Below are 21,097 nucleotides of genomic sequence, written 5' to 3'. Positions count from 1 at the left end.
ATGAGAAGGAAATATATACTGTTACTTGCAAGTCTTCTGATGACGTGGGGACTTGCAAGCTGTGAGAAATCAGATTCGGATGATGAAACTCCAACTCTGAATGTGCGGCTTTCCAAAAGTGAGGTTACGGCTGACAATGGAAAGGCGTCTGTTGAAGTGACGGTTGATGGCTTTGCACAATTAGCTTATCTGGAAATCACGAAAACCGATGATACGAAAGGCATGACTGAGAAATATATGAAGGCCAGCCTTTCGGCAAAGTATATCTATGAATATACTGTGAAGGAAAATGATGATGCCCGGTTTACTCTTGAATTTGTGGCAGTAGGCAGTGACAATAAATCATCAGAAGCCGTTCAACTGATGGTGAATAGAGGCACTGTCAATGTGTCGAAAGCATTAGCTTTTACCAACCTGAAATGTGTGTCCCGGATTACCGGTGCAGAAGTAAATGGAGTGAACGGACTGCCTGCTGTGGAGTTTGAGGTGAATAACCGTACCAATGAGCTGTATAATGTGGGTGGCACCGATTTGGGAATTGTCTGGGAGCTTCAACCGGGACGTTATGGCCTTTTCTTTGGTGATACGTTTGGCAGTGATTTCTATCCTAATTTTGTTAATCCGGGACCCAATGGTGGCAGTTGGAGAAGCAATGTGCTGCTCTTTTCCGAGGACACCAATCTTTCTGACGGGCTCGCCATCAATGGTGCGGCTATGGATGAAAGTGGTAAGAGTGCCCGTGAAATCTGTTATGGAGGTAAGGATGGCAGTGGCAATGGAGATTGGACTTCCATTCCTACAGCCGCTATTCGTGCCAATGGTGCCGATTATGTCCATTATATGAATATCCGTAATTGGGCGGGATGGGTGACCAATTATTCAAGCCTTTATAAATCTATGGATAATGGGGCAACCTGGAAGCGTTGTCAGGATGTAAAGTTCGGTTCAATGAGCAACTTCGGTCAAGTGGGCTATTTTAAAAAAGACGGTTATGTCTATATGGTAGGTACTATCACAGGACGTGATAATAAACCCCACCTTGCCCGCTTCCGTGAAGAAGATATTGAAAATCAGGCAGAATATGAGTTCTGGAACGGTGGCGGCTGGGTGAAAGATAATGAGGCGGCTGCTGTCCCGCTTTTCGATGATATAGCCGGGGAACTTTCCGTGGCTTATCATCCGGAGTTCAACAAGTGGATATTGCTTTATTTCAATGGCCTTCGCTATGAGATTTCTTTCCGTGCAGCCGATCATATAACAGGTCCGTGGAGTGAACCCGCAAAGATAGTGGATGGCTGGCAATATGCCCAGCTCTATGGGTCGTATATTCATCCGCTATCACTTAAAGGCGATACACTCTATTTTATCATGTCTATGTGGCTACCCTATAATTCATATTTGATGTCTGTGGAGCTATTTAGTAAATGAGAATTTAATAAAAAGGGTATTAATCAAAAATAAAGCGTCAGAAATCATTCTGGCGCTTTATTATAGCATCTTTGAGCTGGCAGACTACTTTTCGGCAAACAGCATAATTTCTTCCGGTTGCGTGCTGTGTTCTGCCGTCAGGTTCCAGGAATTGTCTTTCTTATTCCATTTATAACTTTGATAATTCGCACCCATTGCGTTTATCTGGTAAACAGCTTTTGCTTTTACATCGGCGTAAGCGTTCGTTTGGTTGTTCCATGCTACGTATTCCACGTTTATATCAGTTCCGTCATAAGAGAAGTTCAGGCAATATTGTTTCTCAAAACTTTGGTTTTCCTTGTTCCATTTCAATACCTCTTTGGCTGATACACGTCCTTCGGCATTGTACGCATAGTTATACTGCAAATGATGATGCAGATACTTCTTGTTTTCTACTTTGAATACGGTTTCCGTCTTTACGCGGCCCTCGTTCATTTCCGTGTTGTAGGCGAAGCCTTCCAGATTGTTTCCGCTTACTGCGTTTACTACTGATGTCAATGCAAATACTACTGATAATACTAAAGCTTTCATAATCGTTTTATTTTTTAAGTTATACATTTTTGTTTCTTTCGATGTTGCAAAGATAGGGCAGAGGCACGAGGATGAATGTTATTGCAATGTTATCATTAGGTTAACACAGAAATACCGATGATTTTATCAACTACAATTGCAGCTTTGTATCTTATCAAATCCGTACCCGGGATGCACTTGCTCCGTACCAACTCCAGTGTTTCTTCGCTTAGAGGTACTTCTGACCGAAGAATGTACGGAGCAAGTACGTCCCGGATACATCCAGGGTAGGGTGGTGAAGTGATGGGATAGTAGATGTTTTTTCAGAATTTACCAGATGTTTCTTTTTCAAAAAGAAAGTTTTTTGTATTTTTGTCTTTTCAAGAAGGAAAGAAATTAAATAAACTGTCTTTATGAAGAAGAAGGAATTACTAAAACAGTTGATTGCAGGTTTCCAGGCAGGATTACCTGTGGAAGTATATCCCCGTGAATTGGCGTTGCCCGTAGATAGTAACAAGATAATTACGGTTCCGGGTGTAAGGCGTTGTGGCAAATCTTCTTTATTCTTGTTGGCAATTAATCAATTGATTTCGGAGAAAGGTATCCGGAAGGAGCAGATACTTTTTCTGAATTTCGATGATGAACGTTTGCAATTCAATGCTGAAAATTTGGATGAGATTCTGCAGGCTTACCGGGAGCTATATCCTGATATTTCACTGAAAGATGTTTATATGTTCTTCGATGAAATACAAATGGCAGAAGATTGGCAACCATTTGTGCGCAGGGTGTATGAACAGGAGTGTAAGCACATCTTTATTACGGGCAGTAACTCGAATATGCTTTCGTCGGAACTTGCCACTTCTTTGCGGGGCCGAACATTGCAGTACGAAGAGTTTCCTCTTTCATTCCGGGAATATTGTTCATTCGTAGGCGTAGATACCAATTATTATGTACCTGAATATCGGGCACGTATTGTAAATGCTTTTAAAGAATACCTGCATCAAGGTGGTTTTCCCGAAGTCAGTCTTGCCATTTCTATGTTGAAGGACCGTATTTTGCAGGAATATTTCTTTGTAATGCTCTATAAGGATTTGTTGGAAAGATATGAAATAAAGAATCCGGAGCCTGTCCGTTACTTTATCAAGAGAGTGATGAGTAATTTGACGAAACCGACCTCTATCAATCGTATTTATAACGAATTAAAATCGCAAGGGGTCAGCATCGGAAAGAATACCTTGTATGACGTAATTGTACAGACTGAATCTATCTATCTGTTTTTCCCGTTAACGAAGTATGAACCCTCACTTGTGAAAGAGAGTAGTGGAGATAAGAAATATTATTGCATTGATAATGGCTTACGTTCTGTGTTGCTTAATCCTCAAAGTGAAGATAATGGTAAGTTACTTGAGAATGCTGTTTATCTTCATTTACGCCGGAATTTGCCGGTACAGGGAGGTTTACATTACTATAAGGGTAAAAAAGAATGTGATTTTGTAATTACTAATCATGAAGAAGTGATCCACTTGATTCAAGTGACCTATACTTTGCACGATGAAGATACCCGTCAGCGGGAAATAGATGGCCTTTTGGAAGCGGCTCAAGCTACGGGATGCCGTGAATTACTCATTCTGACTCTTGAAGAAGAGGAAGATATAAATGCCGGTGAATATACGATTCATGTCCTTCCTGTATGGAAGTGGATGTTGAAAACAGTATCTTTGTCCCCAAAATAATAACAAAATGAAGCTCCGTTCGCTTTACATCCTTTCTATTGTAGGACTGTTTCTCGTTGTGGTGATACAATTGGGAGGGATGATGTATGCCTATGACAACTATAAGAAAGAAGCCCGGCGTACACTGAACGAATGTTTCCGGCAGGCTTTTATAGAGACGGTGGATAATCAAATCAACAACCTGCCTTTCCCCGACTATACCATTCCCTTTTATTCATACATACCCAGAGATGCAAAAAGACCTTATGATGAACGGGTATTTTGGGAATATCAGCAAGCCGCCTCTTTTCTGCAAGATGTTTATCAGGTGACTATACCTCTGGATGAGATGGAAAGGACATTGGAAAAGAAACTGAAATGGAAGAACATAGACCGAACCGTATGGATTGATGCGGCAGAAGACCATAGCCAGTATTCTGCCTATCGGCTTTTCAAAACAGTAATCTCCGATACTGCCTGGCTGAATGAAAAGAAAGGGGAAGCCATAGAAGCAGCTATTATCACCCCTTTCCTTCCGCTTGTAAAGGACATATTCTTTCTGTTTCTTCCTACTCTGTTGCTGACTGCTTTCCTGATTTATAGCTGGGCGCAGCAGATGAAGTATATCATCAGTCAACGCCGTGGCATTGGAGAACAACGTTCCGCTTTCTATACTTTGGCAGAGAAAATGAGGTTGCCGATAGGCGAAGTGCGCAGTCGGATTCCCGAACAGCGGTGGGAGGAGATAGAAACATTGAGCAAGCATATTCTGGACATGACAGAAGAAACACTCTCCGTTGCTAAAGAAGAAGAACGGAAAAGGCGGGCACGTAAGCAGCACTCTTTCAAGGTATTCTTTATGATAAGTCTGCTGGCAAGCTGTTTACTGATGGTGGCCTGGTTTGTTTATTTGTATCGCACGGCTGCCCGTGAGACGGTTTATCAGGTGAACGACTGTTTTGAGGCTGCCTTTTATGATGAAGTGATGTATAACCGCTACGCATTATTCCTTTCGCAACCCAAAGAAGAAAAAGAACCTGAAGAACAGAGAAAAATAAGCGAGACACCTTTTGCCAAAGAACAAAAAGAATTTCTGAAGGGAAAAGATTCGGTGTATCATATAAATAACATGTATGTGGTACATATTCACAATACGATTGATCAAAATTACCGTCTTCGTGCAGCTTTGATTATGCAGAAACACTTGGAAGGAGTAGAGATGAATTCCCAGTATCTGGATTCTGCCTTTGCCGGACATCTCAGCCGGTTGGGAATGAAATCGCGTAGTGGAGTCCGTCAGTTCCGTTATCCTTCGGACAGTACGGTTGCACAGTCAGGGTATACTTCTGTGAAGTATAGTGACTATACATCCCGGTTTATACCGTTGAGGGAAGACAGCACGCTTTGTGTGCAGGGGATAGTGAAGAACCCATATCGCTATGTGGTGTCTTCCATCTGGTATTTGTTGATTCCTCTCTGGATTATGTTTCTGGTGATGCTGGATTGCATCTTCGGACAGATAAAGGTGCTCCGTATGCAACGCCGCCTGGAACAGTTCCAGAAAGACTTCACGTATGCCATGATTCATGATATGAAGTCTCCGTTGAATTCCATATTGATGGCGGCGCATGTGCTGGCGGGCGGGAAGTTGGCGGATAAGCCTGAAAAAGAAGAAAAATACCGCCGGGTAATGACGGAAGAGAGTGAGCATTTGTCGGCTTTATCAAACAGGGTATTGATGCTGACACAATTGGACGAAGGACATCTGGAATTGCATAAGGAAGAAGTCGCCCTGCGCCCTTTGCTCGATGATTTGATAGCGAAGATTTCTTTGAAAGTCAATAAAAAAGTGGAATTCAATACGGTTTATCACCGTTGCGAGACTGTTTATGCGGATGCTTTCTGTCTGCGCGAAGTATTGGGCAATCTGATAGACAACGCTATCAAGTATTCTCGTGAAGAGGTGAAAATAGATATTGTCAGTGTGTCGGAGAAAGGTTTCTGCAAGATAAAGGTGTGTGACGACGGGTTGGGTATTTCTTTGAAAGACCAGTCGCGCATCTTCAACCGCTTTGAGCGCTCTGCGGCAGCCGGACGTAGTGATAAGGGTGGAGCTTCGGGCTTCGGTTTAGGACTGAACTATGTGCAGCAGGTGATGCTGGCCCATGAGGGCAGGGTAGAAGTAGAGAGTGAAGAAGGCCGTTTTAGTGAGTTTACGCTTTATTTTCCGGTAAAATGATTGTGTCTGCAAAGAGCGTTTGCAGGCAATCACCAGATATGAAACCGTAACTCTTGTGAGCAGTCATTGATGAATGCATCTTTTCCGAAGGAACGCAATTTCCAGAGGATACAGACGTCATCGATACTGCCGATAATCAGAAATGTCCCGAATAAAGCACTGTAATAATGTCCCGCTATCATGCCGTAAGAGAGTGGGATGATTCCTAATAACAGAATAGGCAGAAAGCAGGCAGTGCGATATTGCCACATTCTTATGGGTTCATTGCAATGGCAGAAACGTATGCCCCCCTTATGTTTCACGAAGGATATGGACCGGAAACCTTTGGGTGAGAATATTCCGAAGAAGAGGGCGTGGAGCAATAAGTTTACTACAAAACCGGGCAGGGCGCATGACCAGAATATCAGATAGGATATGTGAGTCATTTCTTCTCCATGAATCAACCGGAACAGCACCAGTATGGGCAGAGCAAGCAGAATGGCGGCTATGATTCCGTTGCGGTTGATTTTGTTTCCCGAAACTACTATTTCGGTACCTTTTCTGCTTTGTATGATTGAAATGTCCGCTTTCATCATCTAATCCTTATTTGTTAATTGAAAAACAGGTATGCAATAATGTGTTTTTTTAATTGAGAATTCTATTCCTATTTTCTGATACTTCTTCATGGCTTCTTTATGTTCTGAGTAATACAATTTGTTTCCTTTCGGTGTTGCAAAGGTAGGGCGGGAAAGGGAGGAAGAATGTTATCGCAATGTTATCTTTACGTTAACGAAGGGTTATAGGTCTGTCTGCTTGTAACCTTTTGAGGTAATTCTGTTTACCTCAAATGGTAACTCCATTTACACGCCGATGTAAAAGCCGTTACATACTGATGTAAAGAGCGTTACAATAGGTGGTAAAGGTCGTTACATGCCGCGGTAAATGCTTTTACATTATGGGGTAAATGGAATGTAAATGTTATCTGTTGATAATTAGATAACTAACTAAATGACTGGGTAAGGTTAATGCATTTCTGTATGGTTATGAATCAGTTGACGAGGTAACTAGTTGACGAGGGGACAAGGTTCCTGCGGCATAGAAGCATTGCGCAGCCCCTTGTCCCCTTGTTAACTCGTTACCTTGTTTCCTTCTCTTCTGAGCAGATATGAGTTAACTGATGATTTACTGAGTATCTTTAAGCGATAAACACGACGAATGTGCCGGAAGTGCTGTGCTATGTGCAGGTGAATGATTATTCACCCCGCAAGCACCGCCACTTCTGGCACATTGTTTTTAAAAGAGAGTATTTATTGTTAGAGTAAAGTTACTTGTTAGCCAGCAAATCTCCGTTCCAGTGGATGGCGTTGTGTTCTGTCACCAGATTCCAGGAGTTTTCTTTTTCGTTCCAGTTGTAGCTCATGTAGTTCATGCCCTGTTCGTTCACCTGGTAGATGGCTTTGGATTTCACATTCGTGTAGTCACCGTCTTTGCTGTTCCATGCTACATATTCCACGCCTACTTCATTGTCGGTGTAGCTGAAGTTGAGGCAATACTGTTTTTCAAAGCGGCTGTTGTCTTGGTTCCACTTCAGTATTTCCTTGGCGGAAACACGTCCTTTTTCATCATACGTGTAGTTATATTGCAGGTGGCGTTCCAGGTACTTTCCTTTTTTTACCTTATACACCATTTGGGTTTCCACTCCGTTTTCCTGTTTCTCCGTGTTATAGGCGAAATCCTTTACATTGTTACCGCTTACTGCGTTTACTACTGATGTCAATGCGAATACTACTGATAATACTAAAGCTTTCATAATCGTTTTATTTTTTAAGTTATACATTTCGTTACTTTTGATGTTGCAAAGATAGGGCAGGGACACGAGGATGAATGTTATCGTAATGTTATCGTTAGGTTAACGAGATAATTTGTTACCTTTGCAGGCAAAATAAACATATAATGAAAAGTAAGTTCCACGTTTCTCTTTCAATTTTTGCTTTGCTGCTTATTATTTCTTTACAAGGTGTAGGTATGTATTATGCCCACCGTAATTTGATGCAAGCCACACAACAGACTTTAGATAAATGTTTTGAGAAAGCTTTTATAGAAGTTGTAGATCATCAATTGAATCGGATGCCCCTGCCTGCTGGTACAGTTACTCATCTTATGTACGCTCCTGCGCGTATGAGGCTTAATGACGATGCTTTCTATTTTTACGGTTATCAGCAAACCTCAGCTATTTTACAAAAAATATATCGTTTGCCCGAGATATCTTTAGATTCCTTGAGTATCGCATTGAATAGCAGACTTCAAAAAAGAGAGATAGAAGCTGATGTGGTAATTCGTAAGTTCGATATAAATACGGGCGAAACATTAGCGTTGACTGCTACTACCATTCCTACAGGTTTTAGAGCATTGACCTCAAAGCATGCCTTTTTGTATAAAGAGAAAGGTATAGCTGTAGAAGCTATATTGGATATTCCTTCTTTGTGGAAACTGCGTGAAGTACTGTCACTCTTTGTGGGTACACTCTTACTATTGGTATGTATTGCTTTTACATTTTCAATTCAATTACGTTCTGTTTTTCATCAAGGACAGAGCATAGCAGAACAACGAAAGGCCTTTTATCTTTTAGCAGAGCAGATGAAGCAACCCGTCAAGGAGATGCTTACAAGTATCAAGCGGCAATTATGGGGAGAGATTGAAGTGCAAAGCAACCATTTGTTGGGCAACACGGAGCAGACTTTAATGAAAGCGAAGAAAGAAGAGCAGGAGCGTCGTCGGTCTATTTCCTTTTCCATTATTTCTTGGGGTAGTTTGGCAGGTACTTTCTTTCTGTTATTTATCTGGGCAGGTTATTTATATCAACAAAAATGGAAAGAAGTGAAGTATGAGGTTAATACTTGTTTTGAATATGCTTTCTATACTGAGGCTGATATGCGGTTTGATGTTTTCTTATACGCCAATAAAATGAAAGGTACGCGTAGGGAGTATCTGACTGGGTTTACGCGCTATGCAGAATTGCAAATGAAGGCATTAGACGAATTTATGTGGAATAATAAGGTGTACCTGAATGTCAGGCCTCTTATTGTGTTTCCCGGGCAAATGGATGTTGAAGAAGGTTTCCATTTATGGAATGCTTATGGTCTACAGGATAGAATGAATGATGGCAAAATACCTGTTCCTTTCCAAATTCAACGTATGGATTCACTCTTCACTATGAGACTGAAAGAAAAAGAGATACCTTCTGGAAGTATTAGGATGTTCCGTTATCCATCGCATGAATTGATGTTGTACACTGGAGATCCTTTCCCCAGTAAACTGAATATGCGTACGCGGATGCTATATTTGAAGAAGGATAGTACTGTTTGTATAGAGGGTGTTGTACACTCAACTCCAAAATATATCTTTTCTTCTATTTGGTATATACTTTTTCCATTAGGCATTATTTTCTTGTTTGTTTGTTATAATGTCTTTTTTCAGATACATCTGTTTCGTATGCAGCGCCGTTTGAAGCAGTTCCAGAAGGATTTTACGTATGCTATGGTTCACGATATGAAGTCTCCACTAAACTCTATATTGATGGGAGCGCATAGTCTGGCAAGTGGTAAACTGGCTAACAAACCGGAGAAAGAACAGAAATATAAGCAAGTCATGACGGAAGAGTGTGAACATTTGTTGGCCTTATCCGGTAGGGTATTGCTTTTGACACAACTGGATAAGGGACATTTGCAACTGAATATTGAAGAGGTTCCCTTATGCCCGTTGATTGACGATTTAACAGCTAAAATATTACTGAAAGCAAGTAAGAAAATAGAGTTTAATACCCTCTATCATCGTTGTGAGACTGTTTATGCGGATGCTTTCTGCCTGCGTGAAGTGCTGGGTAATCTTCTGGATAATGCAATAAAATACTCTCGTGACGAGGTAAAGATCGATATCATCTGCGAGTCGGAGAAAGGTTTCAGCAAGATTAAAATCTGTGATAATGGCTTGGGTATTCCTGTGAAAGACCTTTCACGTATCTTCAACCGTTTTGAACGTTCGGTCGCTGCTGCCCGCAGCAGTAAGGGAGGAGCTACGGGCTTTGGTCTGGGGCTGAACTATGTGCAGCAAGTGATGTTAGCACATGAGGGCCGAGTGGAGGTAGAGAGCGAAGAAGGGCGTTTCAGTGAGTTTACCCTTTACTTTCCGATTAGAGAGTAAAACGGTTATCTTGTCCTACGGTTAGGTTCCAGGTGTTTTCCTTTTTATTCCAGTTGTAGGCGGTGTAGTTTACTCCCTGTTCATTCGTTTGATAAACGGCTTTGGCTTTCACATTTGTATAATCACCGGCTTTGCTGTTCCATGCTACATATTCCACGTTTACTTCGTTGTTGGTGTAGTTGAAGTTGAGGCAATACTGCTTTTCAAAGCGGCTGTTGTCCTGGTTCCATTTCAGGATTTCCTTGGCTGATACACGTCCTTTTTCATCATACGTGTAGTTATATTGCAGGTGGCGTTCCAGGTACTTTCCTTTTTTTACCTTATACACCATTTGGGTTTCCACTCCGTTTTCCTGTTTCTCCGTGTTATAGGCGAAATCCTTTACATTGTTACCGCTTACTGCGTTTACTACTGATGTCAATGCGAATACTACTGATAATACTAAAGCTTTCATAATCGTTTTATTTTTTAAGTTATACATTTCGTTACTTTTGATGTTGCAAAGATAGGGCAGGAGCATGAGGATGAATGTTATCGTAATGTTATCGTTAGGTTAACGAGATTTTTGCGACTCTGGAAAGCTCCCTTGTTTTTTAGAGTTGTATGTATTTTTATATTCCTCTGGCTGGAAAGAACACATTCTCGTACGATATAAAAAGTCGTGCATTACTTCGTGATCCATAGTTATTTGCTATTTTTGCAGGCGAATATAAACGGATAAGATGAAATTACGTACTGTCATCTCTCTTTCACTGGTGAGTCTGATTGCTGTTGTGTTGATACAGTTGGGCGGAATGCTTTATGCTTTTCATGCGCAGATGCAGGAAGCGGAGAAATCACTGAACAAGTGCTTCTGGATGTCTTTCACGGAGACAGTTGATAATTTGGTGAACAACCTTCCTTATCCTGATAATTCAGTAGCTATCATAGCGTATGCTCCTAATCCTAAATACAAGCGGATGGATGGGGACGAAAGGAATAAGTGTACTTCCCAGCAGGCGGCACAGGCTTTGCAACGGGTGTATGGGATAAAAGAAATCCCGTTAGTCACCATAGACAGCGTCTTGCACAATAAGTTGCGGAAGTTAGACATGGATGGAACACTGACCGTGGAGCGCATTAATGTAAACACAAATGAGGTGCTGGCAAGTACCAATCCTCAGGTAAGTATCCATAATTTTGCCGCTGTTACTTCCGAAACTGCGTTCACCTTTAAATCCCGTGGGGAGGCTGTTCGTGCTATTCTTTCTTTTCCTGCCAAGGAGATGGAGAAGAAACTCCTGTTACTATCATTCATTACATGGCTATTGTTGGGTACGGCTGTCTATGCCTTGATTGTACAGATGAAGTCGGTGTTCCGTCAGCGGCATAACTTGCAGAAACAACAACAGGACTTCTATACGTTGGCTGAAGAGATGAAACATCCCGTCAGCCGGATGAAGAATTTAATAACCACAGAAAACTGGCAAGAGGTGGAGACACAAAGCAACGTACTCTTTGAGAAAACCAATGCTACTCTGACACACGCCAAAGCAGAAATCCGGCAAGAAAGTACAGGCAGGCCTATTTCTCTTAAAGCAATTTCTATGGTCAGCTCGCTGGGAGCATTCCTGTTGCTGGCTGTCTGGTCGGGATATTTGTATTATACGACTTCTCAAAAGATACGGTATCAGGCGGAAGAGCAATTGGAAGAGGCTTTCTACCGGGAGGCAGACTTACATAGGTATCCGCTTTTCACTAAGGCTAACCCTGATTTTAATTGGGATAGTTCACCGGGAGAATTTCTCCCTTATCCACGGCGTATGATGGACGAGCTTTATAAGGTATATCTGGAGAAAGGTTATCGCTACCGGATACAATTGCTTACCATTCGGCATCTTTACAATAAGTTTGATGAAGGCTTCCGTATGAAGATGGTTTATGATATACAGGATACAATCAGTCTGCGTAGTCGTGTGCCTATTCCGTTTTCCTTGCAGTTTGCTGACAGTGTGTTCAGAAAACAGCTTTTGGAAACAAGTTTTCCGGATAGGGCGGATATCCATTGGATCAGGTATCCATCCCGGGAGTTGATACTTTATACAGGTAGTCCGGCTATTGACTGCGGGGATATCACTACCCGGTTGTTTCCGTTGGATAAGGACAGTACGAGTTGCATCTTTGCTGTGGTTCGTTCACCGCAACGTACTATTATGAGTGCCACATGGTATATGCAGGTGCCGTTGTTTATTGCTTTCCTTTTCGTATCTCTCTGTGTTTTCTTTCAAATACGTATGTTGCGGGCACAGCGTCGGTTGGAACAGTTTCAGAAGGACTTTACTTACTCCATGATACATGATATGAAGTCACCGTTGCAGTCTGTCATGATGGGAGCGCATATCCTGGCAGGTGGTAAGTTGGCGGATAAGCCGGAGAAACTGCTCCGTTACAGGCAAGTGATGGGGGATGAGTGCGAACATCTGCTGACACTTTCCAATCGCGTAGTAATGCTGACAGAGATAGATCGTGGAGAATTGGAACTACATAAAGAAGAAGTTGCTCTAAGACCGTTGCTACGGGATATAGCGGAAAAATATCAGTTGAAAGCGGCGAAGACGATTCATTTCGATATTGATTGTGAAGAAGGATGTAGTGTTTATGCGGATGCTTTCTGTTTGCGCGAGGTACTTTCCAATTTGGTGGATAATGCCATCAAATACTCTAAAGAAGAAGTTACGATAACTCTTTCGGGCGAGAGGACAAAAGATAGGAGTATTATTACGGTACGCGATAATGGCATCGGCATTCCCCTTCGCGAACAGCACAAGATATTTGGGAAGTTTGAAAGAGTGGCTTCCGGCAGCCAAAAGACAGGAGCATCCGGTTTTGGTTTAGGGCTGAATTATGTGTTGCAAGTGGTGGATGCACACGATGGCATGATAAAAGTGGAAAGTGTGGAGGGAAGTTACAGTGAATTTACGATGCACTTTTGAGTTAAAAAAGCTTGTTGTCAAAGCAAAATATTGCCAACTGCTTGTTATTCAGCTTGCCTTTTGTTATTTTTGTGTATACTATTTATAAAAGTAAAGGAGGGTATATGCGTATGAAACAAAAAGTTAACATATCGTTGCTTCCAATCCGCTTGGGATTATTCTTACTGCTGATATCTGCTCCGCAGTTGCTTTTTGCACAAGAAGGAGATAGCATAGGTGTTATCCGTGACTATATGCAGATAAAGCCCAAAGATATTTGGCAACCTCTTCCGCTAAAGCCCCTTCTGGAGCAAGTTCCCGCTTCTGCCACTTCTCTTTTGCCTTTTCAGGAACTGTCAGAACGTTTTTCCGATTTTTCCTTGAAAGATGAAATCCGCCTGCCTTATCAGGTCAATCCTTCTTTACTTTTCCGGGGTGATTTTAGTACAGGTGGCGTCATGCAGCAATTTTCTCATGGAGAACTGTTCGGCTCCGGAGCACAGACAAGTGTGCCGGGAATTGGGCGTTTCAATAATGCTTCGTTAGGATACCGGCATGTTTTCAATGACAGGTGGGCGTTGCAGCTTCGTGCTGATGCTATGAAGATAAACATGTCTCGTATCACCGGACAAGCATTCAGCACCTCAGGCAGACTGACTTATCGTGCTTCCGACCGGATTGCCTTCAATGTCTTCGGTTCTTATGATATTGGAAATTCTTATGGGATGAGTACCAATCGTTATGGTGCAACCATGTCTCTCGATATGTCCGACCGCTTCGGGATGGAGGTGGGAGTACAACGGTACTATGATGCCATGAGGGGACGTTGGGAGACGGTGCCGGTTGCGATTCCTTATTACCGCTTCGAGAAGTTTAAACTGGGGCTGGATGTAGGCGGAATCTTGTACGAATTACTCCGTAACGTCGTCTTCGATAGTCGGGGAGGAGATTTTGGCGGTGGACCAACGCCCCGTTTCTCGTTGCCAATCCGATAGAGTGGATTAGATGTCAATGCAAATCTACTGATAATACTAAAGCTTTCATAATCCTTTTATTTTTTAAGTTATACATTTTGTTACTTTTGATGTTGTAAAGGTAGGGCAGAGGAAAGAATACGAATGTTATCGCAATGTTATCTTTAGGTTAACGAATAATTTATTACTTTTGTAGCGTATAATGTGAATAATTGAAAGCATATGGATACAATAAAGTTATTATTAGTCGAAGATGACAACAGCCTGCGTTACATTGTGCAGAGCAGTCTGGAGGATATCATAGAGGGGTATGAAGTATTGGCGGCTGCCAATGGTGAAGAGGGCTTGAAGATGTGGCGGGAACATCAGCCTGACGTTATCCTCTCAGATATAGAGATGCCCGTCATGGACGGTTACGAGATGGTGAAACGCATCCGTGAGGTAGATAAGGAGACTCCTATCATCTTTTCTTCCGGACTGGTATCTCCCAAGAGCGTGCTGAAAGGCTATGAACTAGGAGCTAACAACTATATCAAGAAACCTTATATTCCCGATGAACTGGATGCACATATTCGTGCTTTGTTGAAACTATCAAAAGGTGAAAAGAGTAAGGACGAAAGCGAATGTTACAAGATTGGAAAGGAATATGTACTTGATTCTACGCACGCCATATTGAAACATTCATCCGGTGAAAACAAGACATTGACTGCTCGTGAAGCAGGACTGTTGCAAATGCTTTGTGAGAACAGAGGCGATGTAGTACGGCGTGAAGCCATTCTTGATAAGTTCTGGGATACGGAAGATGATTATTTTGCTTCCCGCAGCCTGGATGTATTTGTCACGAAACTCCGTAAGTTGATAGCTGAAGATTCATCAGTCAGCATTAAAACGGTGAAAGGTGTAGGGCTGATGCTGGAAGAATGAAACATTAGTAATTAAGAATGTAAATACCGGGATGATGAGATATAGATTTCATCATCCCGTTTTTTTTGGAATACAAATTATAAAGGAAGTTGCTCTTCTTGCAGATGAATCGGAGAAAACATCTGATTCCTGAAAAAGACATTATCCGGTTCGGGTAAGTGAATCAGGTAGTAGCAATTATAAAAATATAGAGACAAGGAAGAAAGCATATATCTGATAACAGATAATATTGCTCCTCCACTGGTACTTCATGAAAAGCTATTGGTGGAATCGGTTTCTTTATGCAAATGTCCCCTTGTCTGTCTATCCTTTCTATTGAGTTATTATTTGAAAAACAGTTGTTTAGTTTGTGGATTATACCCTTCATTTATCCCCCACGGTTGTTTCATTATTTACAAGTTACTTTTTACTTTTGTTCTCATACGATAACTAGGAAAGATAGAACTATTATTAATCATTATAAAAAGTAATATTTATGGAAAATCAAACAAAACTCTATCCAAGCTATATAGGTGAATTCTATGCAGCAAATCCGGTGAAATTTGAAAAAAGAAAGAACAATGTTAAGCCGATACTTTATTATGGATTGGCTGTAGTGGCTGTTATTATTGTTATTTTTCCTGGTTTTATCCCTATAGCGGGTTGGTTGGTCCGGACGGTCGGAGTAATTGCTGTATTAATATGTCTGCTTGCAGCGTATTTGAGTAATTTTGATTATTATAATAGCGAGAGTGGGGGTAAGATAGAAGAGGTGGGTTTGAAGAAGTTCAAGCGTGATGAAACCGATATAAATAGAATCCTGGAAGCCTTTCTCAGAAAAGATTTTGAGTATCTGGCAGAGTTGCCCGGGGCATACAGTGCACCGGTTCAGATTCATGTGGAAGAGGATAAATTAGGGCAGGAGATGTATTGCTTACTGACTTCTTATGATTCTGACAGCAATATTATTGGTCTGACCGATGTCCTAACTTTATCAGGCAATGATTATCTCGATCATGCAGATGTAATTAGACAGATGCTTAAAGATGCGGAAAACGATTGATTCTTAAATTGTAGGACCTGATGAAGAAGCTGATTTTATTTATTGGCCTTTTGCTTTTTGCCTTTCTGAATGTCCGCGCGCTTTTCCGTATTTATGAGCAGAAAGAAATTTAGACCCAAACAGCAACCGGTTCAGGGCGAAGATGCCTCCCAACGGCAGCCGAAGAAAAGAATGGCACTATGGAAAATCCTGGTGCCTGTCTTTATCTTTCTTTTCCTGTTGCATTGCAGGATGTGGTATATAGAAGAGGAAATGTTGATGCACACTGCATTTTCTTCCGGCAGCTATTTAGGATTGAATCGGAAAATCGTTATTCTCCTTATGGCAATAACGATGTGTAGCTGGATGGTTTATATCTATAAGAAAAGCACAGGGAAGTGGTATCACTGGAGAAACTTTGTCTATGCCTTTATGTGTGGAGGTGTTGTAGTGGGATTATGTACCAATGTACTGCTCGTCTTTCTGTTCTGGCTGAACAGTTGTTTTACTTCCGAGGTACAGACCCGTGAGTATATTATTGTCAATATCGCTCCCCATGACAGGACGCGTAAGAGTCACAATCCCCGTTCTGCTGCATGGTTACTGAATACATTTTTTTACGGGGAGATATTTATACAAGGTGACCGTTATACTCGCATCTACTTGCCCATTGACCAGACATATCGGCTCAGTGGTGAACGGGGTGTCTATCTCAAAATAGAGTTGGAAGACGGCTGGCTGGGCTGGGGCATAATACGGAAGATTAACTTGGTGACTGCAACCAAAGTCTCGGAAAAAGTAGAAGTTCGTTTTCTTGAAGATGAACAGGCACAGGCGTCTGACTCTTGTTTGCACGAAAAAAGTGAAAAAGCTTTTAAGTATACATGGAGAGATATTTATATCTTTGCCCGACTCCGGAATATTAATTTATCAGATACCACCCACGTCAGTGTAAATCAGTATATAGACGGACAAAAAGACATTCCGGTGTGGGAGATTGATATACGCGATTCCATTCAGCAGGATATGGTCAGAGTGATATTGATTCACGGAGAGACTGGAGAAGTGATGATGGATTCGTACGAATAACACGATATTGAAGATGAGATTGAAGAGTTTGATAGGAATAATTCTGTGGGGCGGTATGTTGGCTTCTTGTGGCCCTGATAATCGCGTGGCCTTGGCGGAGAAGCTGATGGCAGAAAAGGAGACAGACAGTGCCATAGTAGTGATGAATGAGATTAAAGAACCGTTGCATAACTTATCGAAGCGCGATTATGCACTTTATGCCTTGCTGATGTCCGAGGCTGTTCACAGGAAGCAACAGTTGAATGCGGCTACAGATACCCTGCTGCTACCTGCAATTAAATATTTCAGCCAATCGGGCGATTCTCTTTATGCCGAACGGGCCCTTTACTGCAAAGCACATCTGGACAGACGGCTTAACCGGATGAGCGATGCCATGCAGTCTTTTCTGAAGGCTCTGCTTTTCCTGCAAAATAGTGGTAATCATGAGCAGCTCTACCGGGTGAATACTTGGTTGGGAGTTGTCTGCCTGAATCAGGAAGAATATTCCGGCAAGGTACGTTATTCCAAAGAAGCCTTGAAGGCGGCTTTGGATCTGGGAAATATATTCTATAAGAATATGGCCTTGTGCGATATTTCTACCGGATATTTGTTTCTGAATCAATTGGATAGCGCCCTTTATTATGCTCAGGCGGCCTATGAGGCGGCTTTAGCCGATTCTGTTCCTCAGCAGCTTCCTTTCATCTATACAAATTTGGGTAGTATCTATTCCCAGCGAGGAGAGCCTGCCAAAGCACTGGATTATATAAATAAATCAATAGCTCTTCGTTCGGCTAAGGATACTGTGAGAATTCTTTCGCTCTATGGGGTAAAGTTGGAGTTGTTTGGGAAACTGGGACAATATGATTCGGCATATCACTATTTTCAGAAAGTTATCTCCAGTCCAAATCCTTCTTCGGTGGCCGATGCCTATAATAATATGGCGAGAATATATCATAAGATGGGCCGTGCTTCGGATGCCTATCCTATGCTACAACGCTTCATTGAGTTGTCCGATACCATACGCAAGTATCGTCATACTGAGGAAGCCATTGCATTGCAAGAGCTTTACAAACACGAACAGCTCTCGGTGGAAAACCTGTATTGGCGCACCCGGGCTGCGGAAAGGCAGCGTAATGTGTATTGGATGACCACAATCTCTCTGTTGCTGGTTTGGGTGGCAAGTGCGGTATATCTCATCTATCGCCGTAACCGTAACCGTCTGATGGCGCAGCAGCATCAGCTTGTAAAAAAGGAAAAAGAATTGGCGCAGCAACGTGAAATTACTTCCGAAAATCTCCGGCGTATGGTGGAGCTGGAGCAGAAGGAAGCTAAGCTGAAAGAAACTTTTTTCAGGAGACTCAGCCAGAAGGTGGTGCAGGAAATTGAAAGAGGGGGAAATGTGATTCTTTCCGATGAAGACTGGGACGATATTGTGCAGAATGCCGACATCATCTTCAATAACTTCACGAAACGCCTGCAACAGACCTATCCGAGTCTGAATAAAGATGATTTGCGTTATTGTTGTATGGTGAAAATGCAATTATCCCAGTCGGGCATGGCGCAGGTGATGCATTTGGAGCGGGATTCTGTGAAGAAACGTCTGAAACGTATCCGTATGGAGAAGATGGGGGCGGATAGTGGTGTTACGTTGGAAGAACTGCTGTATAACTTTTAAAGTAAAAAGACAGCCTCGTTCCCTTGTTAACTCGTCTCCTCGTCAACTAATTCAAATCCGTGCAAATAGATACCAAGTTCTTCATACTTATATAGTTTGTTTGGTTTGTTGCAAATATATGGGGATTTGAATTGCAGTATTGTATACAGATTTGTTATACCAATTTTGCGGAGATGTTTTATTTGTCCTGGGACTCAGAAGAAGGAGGATGTGTCTGTAAAAACACATCCTCCCGTCTACCTTGCTTGCAGGTATACCAGAGCTGAAGTTTTCAGGTCTAATTTAAATAGTCAAAGGTGAGTAGCAATGCAATTGCGTTGCGTTTGCGACTTTTCGGCCGTCCGGCTTCCACATGGCCCGATTTGACTCACCTTTGAGTATTTTATTTTTTATATATTGATGCTAATTTGCTGCCAAAAGGATACAAAAAAAGCGTGGAACGTCACACTTTCAAATGTTCTAGAAGGAACTACCAATCCCAACAACACAAATGAAAGGAACGCCCACGCCTATAGAGACGCAGGCGTTCAGTCATTTTTCACGTGTTGTATGTTATGCCAAAGGCACAACGAAAATTGGTAGTTTTCTAGAACGCAAAAAAGCTGAACGCTTCGATATTTTATTTCAAAGAACAGAAGGGATACCTCTTGCCGATTAACAGCAGCACAAATATAGTAAATTCTTGAATTAAAAAGCTTCTTACTCTTTTATTTTTCCTATAAAGCTTTCTTTTTTTACTTTCAAGAGGATGTCAAAAGTCTCCGTAACCCCAGTGTACAACAGTTTCCTTTCAGGTATTCTATTGATTTATCCAAAAGAAAAACTGGCTCTTGAGGCTGATGCCATTACATCCATTTGATAGGATGCCCCAATGCCCGTTTTATCGCTTCCATCTCGGCACTGTGCCACATTTCATGCTTGAAGCACCAGGCAAGGGCTTCATACTTATTATTGGCAACCGGATGTTTGAAGGGAATAGGCTCTAAATCTTCTGATAAAATACGGTCGTCCAGGCGGGACAGGTTACTGATACATATCTCATGAACAGCGTCCAGTTGTTTTTTTAGCTCTGCCACAGGAATTAAATCCTTTTCGGCGGAGCGGTGCAATGTACCCATTCCATTGAAAACCTTTACGTAATCGACCATCGGAATAAGTTTGCTGACGGCTTCATTCCTCCCGGTGATGCAGGTAATGGCATGAAAGTTCTGACTGATAATCAGATGTCCGATTTGCCATGCGAAGTTGGAGTCAGTGCCTTCGGGGATGGTGTACCACTGGTTTTCCGGAAGTTCCGATACTAAACGATTCACAAAATTCCGCGATTCAATAATCTGTTCTTTTAAAAAATCAATCTTGCTCATAATTAGTTTATTTAAGTTATACATAGTAGTTAGTGAGCAAGCTTTCCATTCTGTGACAGCTCAGGGAATAAATTTTTCCCAGTAGTTCTTTCTTGGAAGTTCCTTTTCGAGCCGTTGGTAAACGTCGACGAGGCGGATAATTTTCTTGATGGCGGTATATTCTTTCTCCAGATTGAGCGAGGTGACTTGCTTGCATATCCGGCATTTGCAGGTCCCCTGCGGGTTGTATAGCGGACAGGTGTCATTCATGAAGTGAGTAATCTTGCGGATGGAACGGGAGGAAATCTGACGGACGCTCTCTTCCGTTATGCCCATGATTTCACTGATTTGCTTGTACGGCAGGTTGAGGTTTATTTTGAATATGAATATCAGCCGGGCATCGTTCGTCAGGCAATGGTTCTGGGCTGTCAGACACCAGTCGCAGCATGCTTTTATCCATTCCTGTTCGTCCCGGTCCTGCCCGTTATAATCAATGGCAGGAAGTTCGCGAAATTCTCTCAACTCATTCATTGTGGCTATTCTTTCGTTCCGGGCATATCGCAGTATGGTGCGTTTGCATAGGGTGTATATCCATGTCGATAACCCGGATTCCCCGTTGAACGAGTCTATGCTTTTGATGATTTCGTACCAGACTTCCTGAGCCGCTTCTTTAGCGATTTCCTTGTTTTGTATCATGCGGTGTGCTATGGAAGATACCATGACGCCATATTGTTCTACGATTTCCTTTAAGTCCGGTTGCATATTCTAAGGTATTGAGTTTGCAAATGTAACTAATTTGTTTTATCCTGCTCTTCTTGCGCTTTTTATTCTTGTTCTGTTCGCTTTTGTGCGGACACTTGTCCGTTTATGAACACTCTCTGAAATTGAATATGCGGTGATAATCAATGCTTTATTATTTTGGCACGGCAATTGACTATATATTGTCGAAGGCGGTTGACGAAGATTTCCCTTCAAAAACCAAGAAGTAATAACAATAAAAAAATAACGATTATGAAAACGAACTTAATTTCTAA

General features: G+C 42.0%; 18 protein-coding genes and 1 pseudogene. 12 read left to right on the top strand and 7 right to left on the bottom strand.

Annotated elements, in window-relative coordinates:
* On the top strand, positions 1–1,428 hold the full coding sequence (locus QZ135_RS19655; protein WP_294613310.1) for a DUF4185 domain-containing protein: 1,428 nt from the start codon (positions 1–3) through the stop codon (positions 1,426–1,428).
* An 84-nt stretch (positions 1,429–1,512) separates the two neighbouring features.
* Here the strand turns inward: QZ135_RS19655 and QZ135_RS19650 are convergent, their stop codons facing one another.
* Together QZ135_RS19650 and QZ135_RS19645 are read right to left on the bottom strand one after the other, a co-directional pair.
* Positions 1,513–1,998, bottom strand: coding sequence for a DUF3836 domain-containing protein (locus QZ135_RS19650; protein WP_294613309.1), 486 nt, complete (start codon positions 1,996–1,998; stop codon positions 1,513–1,515).
* Between the two features lie 208 nt (positions 1,999–2,206).
* Positions 2,207–2,329 carry a hypothetical protein gene (locus QZ135_RS19645; protein ID WP_294613307.1) on the bottom strand — a complete coding sequence of 41 codons (123 nt, stop codon included), beginning with the start codon at positions 2,327–2,329 and terminating at the stop codon, positions 2,207–2,209.
* A gap of 61 nt (positions 2,330–2,390) precedes the next feature.
* Between QZ135_RS19645 and QZ135_RS19640 the strand changes: the two genes are divergently transcribed.
* The 3 genes and pseudogenes from QZ135_RS19640 (at position 2,391) to QZ135_RS19635 (ending at position 5,928) form a co-directional block, all read left to right on the top strand.
* Positions 2,391–3,710, top strand: coding sequence for an ATP-binding protein (locus QZ135_RS19640; protein ID WP_294613305.1), 1,320 nt, complete (start codon positions 2,391–2,393; stop codon positions 3,708–3,710).
* Positions 3,711–4,214: 504 nt separating this feature from the next.
* Positions 4,215–4,292, top strand: a pseudogene (locus QZ135_RS24980) (hypothetical protein); the annotation flags it as partial.
* Between the two features lie 13 nt (positions 4,293–4,305).
* The gene (locus QZ135_RS19635; RefSeq protein WP_365979183.1) at positions 4,306–5,928 is read left to right on the top strand and encodes a HAMP domain-containing sensor histidine kinase; all 1,623 of its coding nucleotides are present in this window, start codon (positions 4,306–4,308) and stop codon (positions 5,926–5,928) included.
* A gap of 29 nt (positions 5,929–5,957) precedes the next feature.
* On the opposite strand, the gene QZ135_RS19630 is transcribed toward QZ135_RS19635, so the two are convergent.
* Both QZ135_RS19630 and QZ135_RS19625 read right to left on the bottom strand, forming a co-directional pair.
* Entirely contained in the window at positions 5,958–6,503 is a 546-nt protein-coding gene (locus QZ135_RS19630) for a DUF3267 domain-containing protein (RefSeq protein WP_294613300.1), read from the bottom strand.
* Positions 6,504–7,231: 728 nt separating this feature from the next.
* Positions 7,232–7,783 (bottom strand): DUF3836 domain-containing protein, encoded by a 552-nt coding sequence (locus QZ135_RS19625; RefSeq protein WP_294613298.1) that lies wholly within the window; start codon positions 7,781–7,783, stop codon positions 7,232–7,234.
* A 77-nt stretch (positions 7,784–7,860) separates the two neighbouring features.
* Here QZ135_RS19625 and QZ135_RS19620 point away from each other — a divergent pair, with 77 nt between their 5' ends.
* Positions 7,861–10,107, top strand: a complete 2,247-nt coding sequence (locus QZ135_RS19620; RefSeq protein WP_294613297.1) for a HAMP domain-containing sensor histidine kinase — start codon at positions 7,861–7,863, stop codon at positions 10,105–10,107.
* Here QZ135_RS19620 and QZ135_RS19615 read toward each other — a convergent pair.
* Positions 10,097–10,588 (bottom strand): DUF3836 domain-containing protein, encoded by a 492-nt coding sequence (locus QZ135_RS19615; RefSeq protein WP_294613293.1) that lies wholly within the window; start codon positions 10,586–10,588, stop codon positions 10,097–10,099. The genes QZ135_RS19620 and QZ135_RS19615 overlap by 11 nt on opposite strands.
* Positions 10,589–10,829: 241 nt before the next feature.
* Between QZ135_RS19615 and QZ135_RS19610 the strand changes: the two genes are divergently transcribed.
* From QZ135_RS19610 to QZ135_RS19580, 7 genes are all read left to right on the top strand, one after another.
* Positions 10,830–13,079, top strand: a complete 2,250-nt coding sequence (locus tag QZ135_RS19610) for a HAMP domain-containing sensor histidine kinase (protein WP_294613290.1) — start codon at positions 10,830–10,832, stop codon at positions 13,077–13,079.
* 104 nt (positions 13,080–13,183) lie between these two features.
* Entirely contained in the window at positions 13,184–14,053 is an 870-nt protein-coding gene (locus QZ135_RS19605; RefSeq protein WP_294613287.1) for a hypothetical protein, read from the top strand.
* Positions 14,054–14,254: 201 nt separating this feature from the next.
* Positions 14,255–14,956 (top strand): response regulator transcription factor, encoded by a 702-nt coding sequence (locus QZ135_RS19600; protein ID WP_294613284.1) that lies wholly within the window; start codon positions 14,255–14,257, stop codon positions 14,954–14,956.
* 475 nt (positions 14,957–15,431) lie between these two features.
* The gene (locus QZ135_RS19595; RefSeq protein WP_294613281.1) at positions 15,432–15,998 is read left to right on the top strand and encodes a hypothetical protein; all 567 of its coding nucleotides are present in this window, start codon (positions 15,432–15,434) and stop codon (positions 15,996–15,998) included.
* A gap of 93 nt (positions 15,999–16,091) precedes the next feature.
* Positions 16,092–17,066 carry a hypothetical protein gene (locus QZ135_RS19590; RefSeq protein WP_294613278.1) on the top strand — a complete coding sequence of 325 codons (975 nt, stop codon included), beginning with the start codon at positions 16,092–16,094 and terminating at the stop codon, positions 17,064–17,066.
* A 13-nt stretch (positions 17,067–17,079) separates the two neighbouring features.
* On the top strand, positions 17,080–18,720 hold the full coding sequence (locus QZ135_RS19585) for a tetratricopeptide repeat protein (protein WP_294613275.1): 1,641 nt from the start codon (positions 17,080–17,082) through the stop codon (positions 18,718–18,720).
* A 490-nt stretch (positions 18,721–19,210) separates the two neighbouring features.
* Positions 19,211–19,378 (top strand): hypothetical protein, encoded by a 168-nt coding sequence (locus QZ135_RS19580; protein ID WP_007661188.1) that lies wholly within the window; start codon positions 19,211–19,213, stop codon positions 19,376–19,378.
* Between the two features lie 187 nt (positions 19,379–19,565).
* Here the strand turns inward: QZ135_RS19580 and QZ135_RS19575 are convergent, their stop codons facing one another.
* Positions 19,566–20,084, bottom strand: coding sequence for a DinB family protein (locus QZ135_RS19575; protein WP_294613271.1), 519 nt, complete (start codon positions 20,082–20,084; stop codon positions 19,566–19,568).
* A 60-nt stretch (positions 20,085–20,144) separates the two neighbouring features.
* Positions 20,145–20,825 (bottom strand): sigma-70 family RNA polymerase sigma factor, encoded by a 681-nt coding sequence (locus QZ135_RS19570; RefSeq protein WP_118477222.1) that lies wholly within the window; start codon positions 20,823–20,825, stop codon positions 20,145–20,147.
* Positions 20,826–21,097 lie beyond the last annotated feature (272 nt).

The sequence above is a fragment of the uncultured Bacteroides sp. genome (genome assembly GCF_905207245.1).
Classification (GTDB): Bacteria; Bacteroidota; Bacteroidia; order Bacteroidales; family Bacteroidaceae; genus Bacteroides.
Note: the sequence above shows the minus strand (reverse complement) of the source record. Positions and strands in the feature narration are given on the sequence as shown.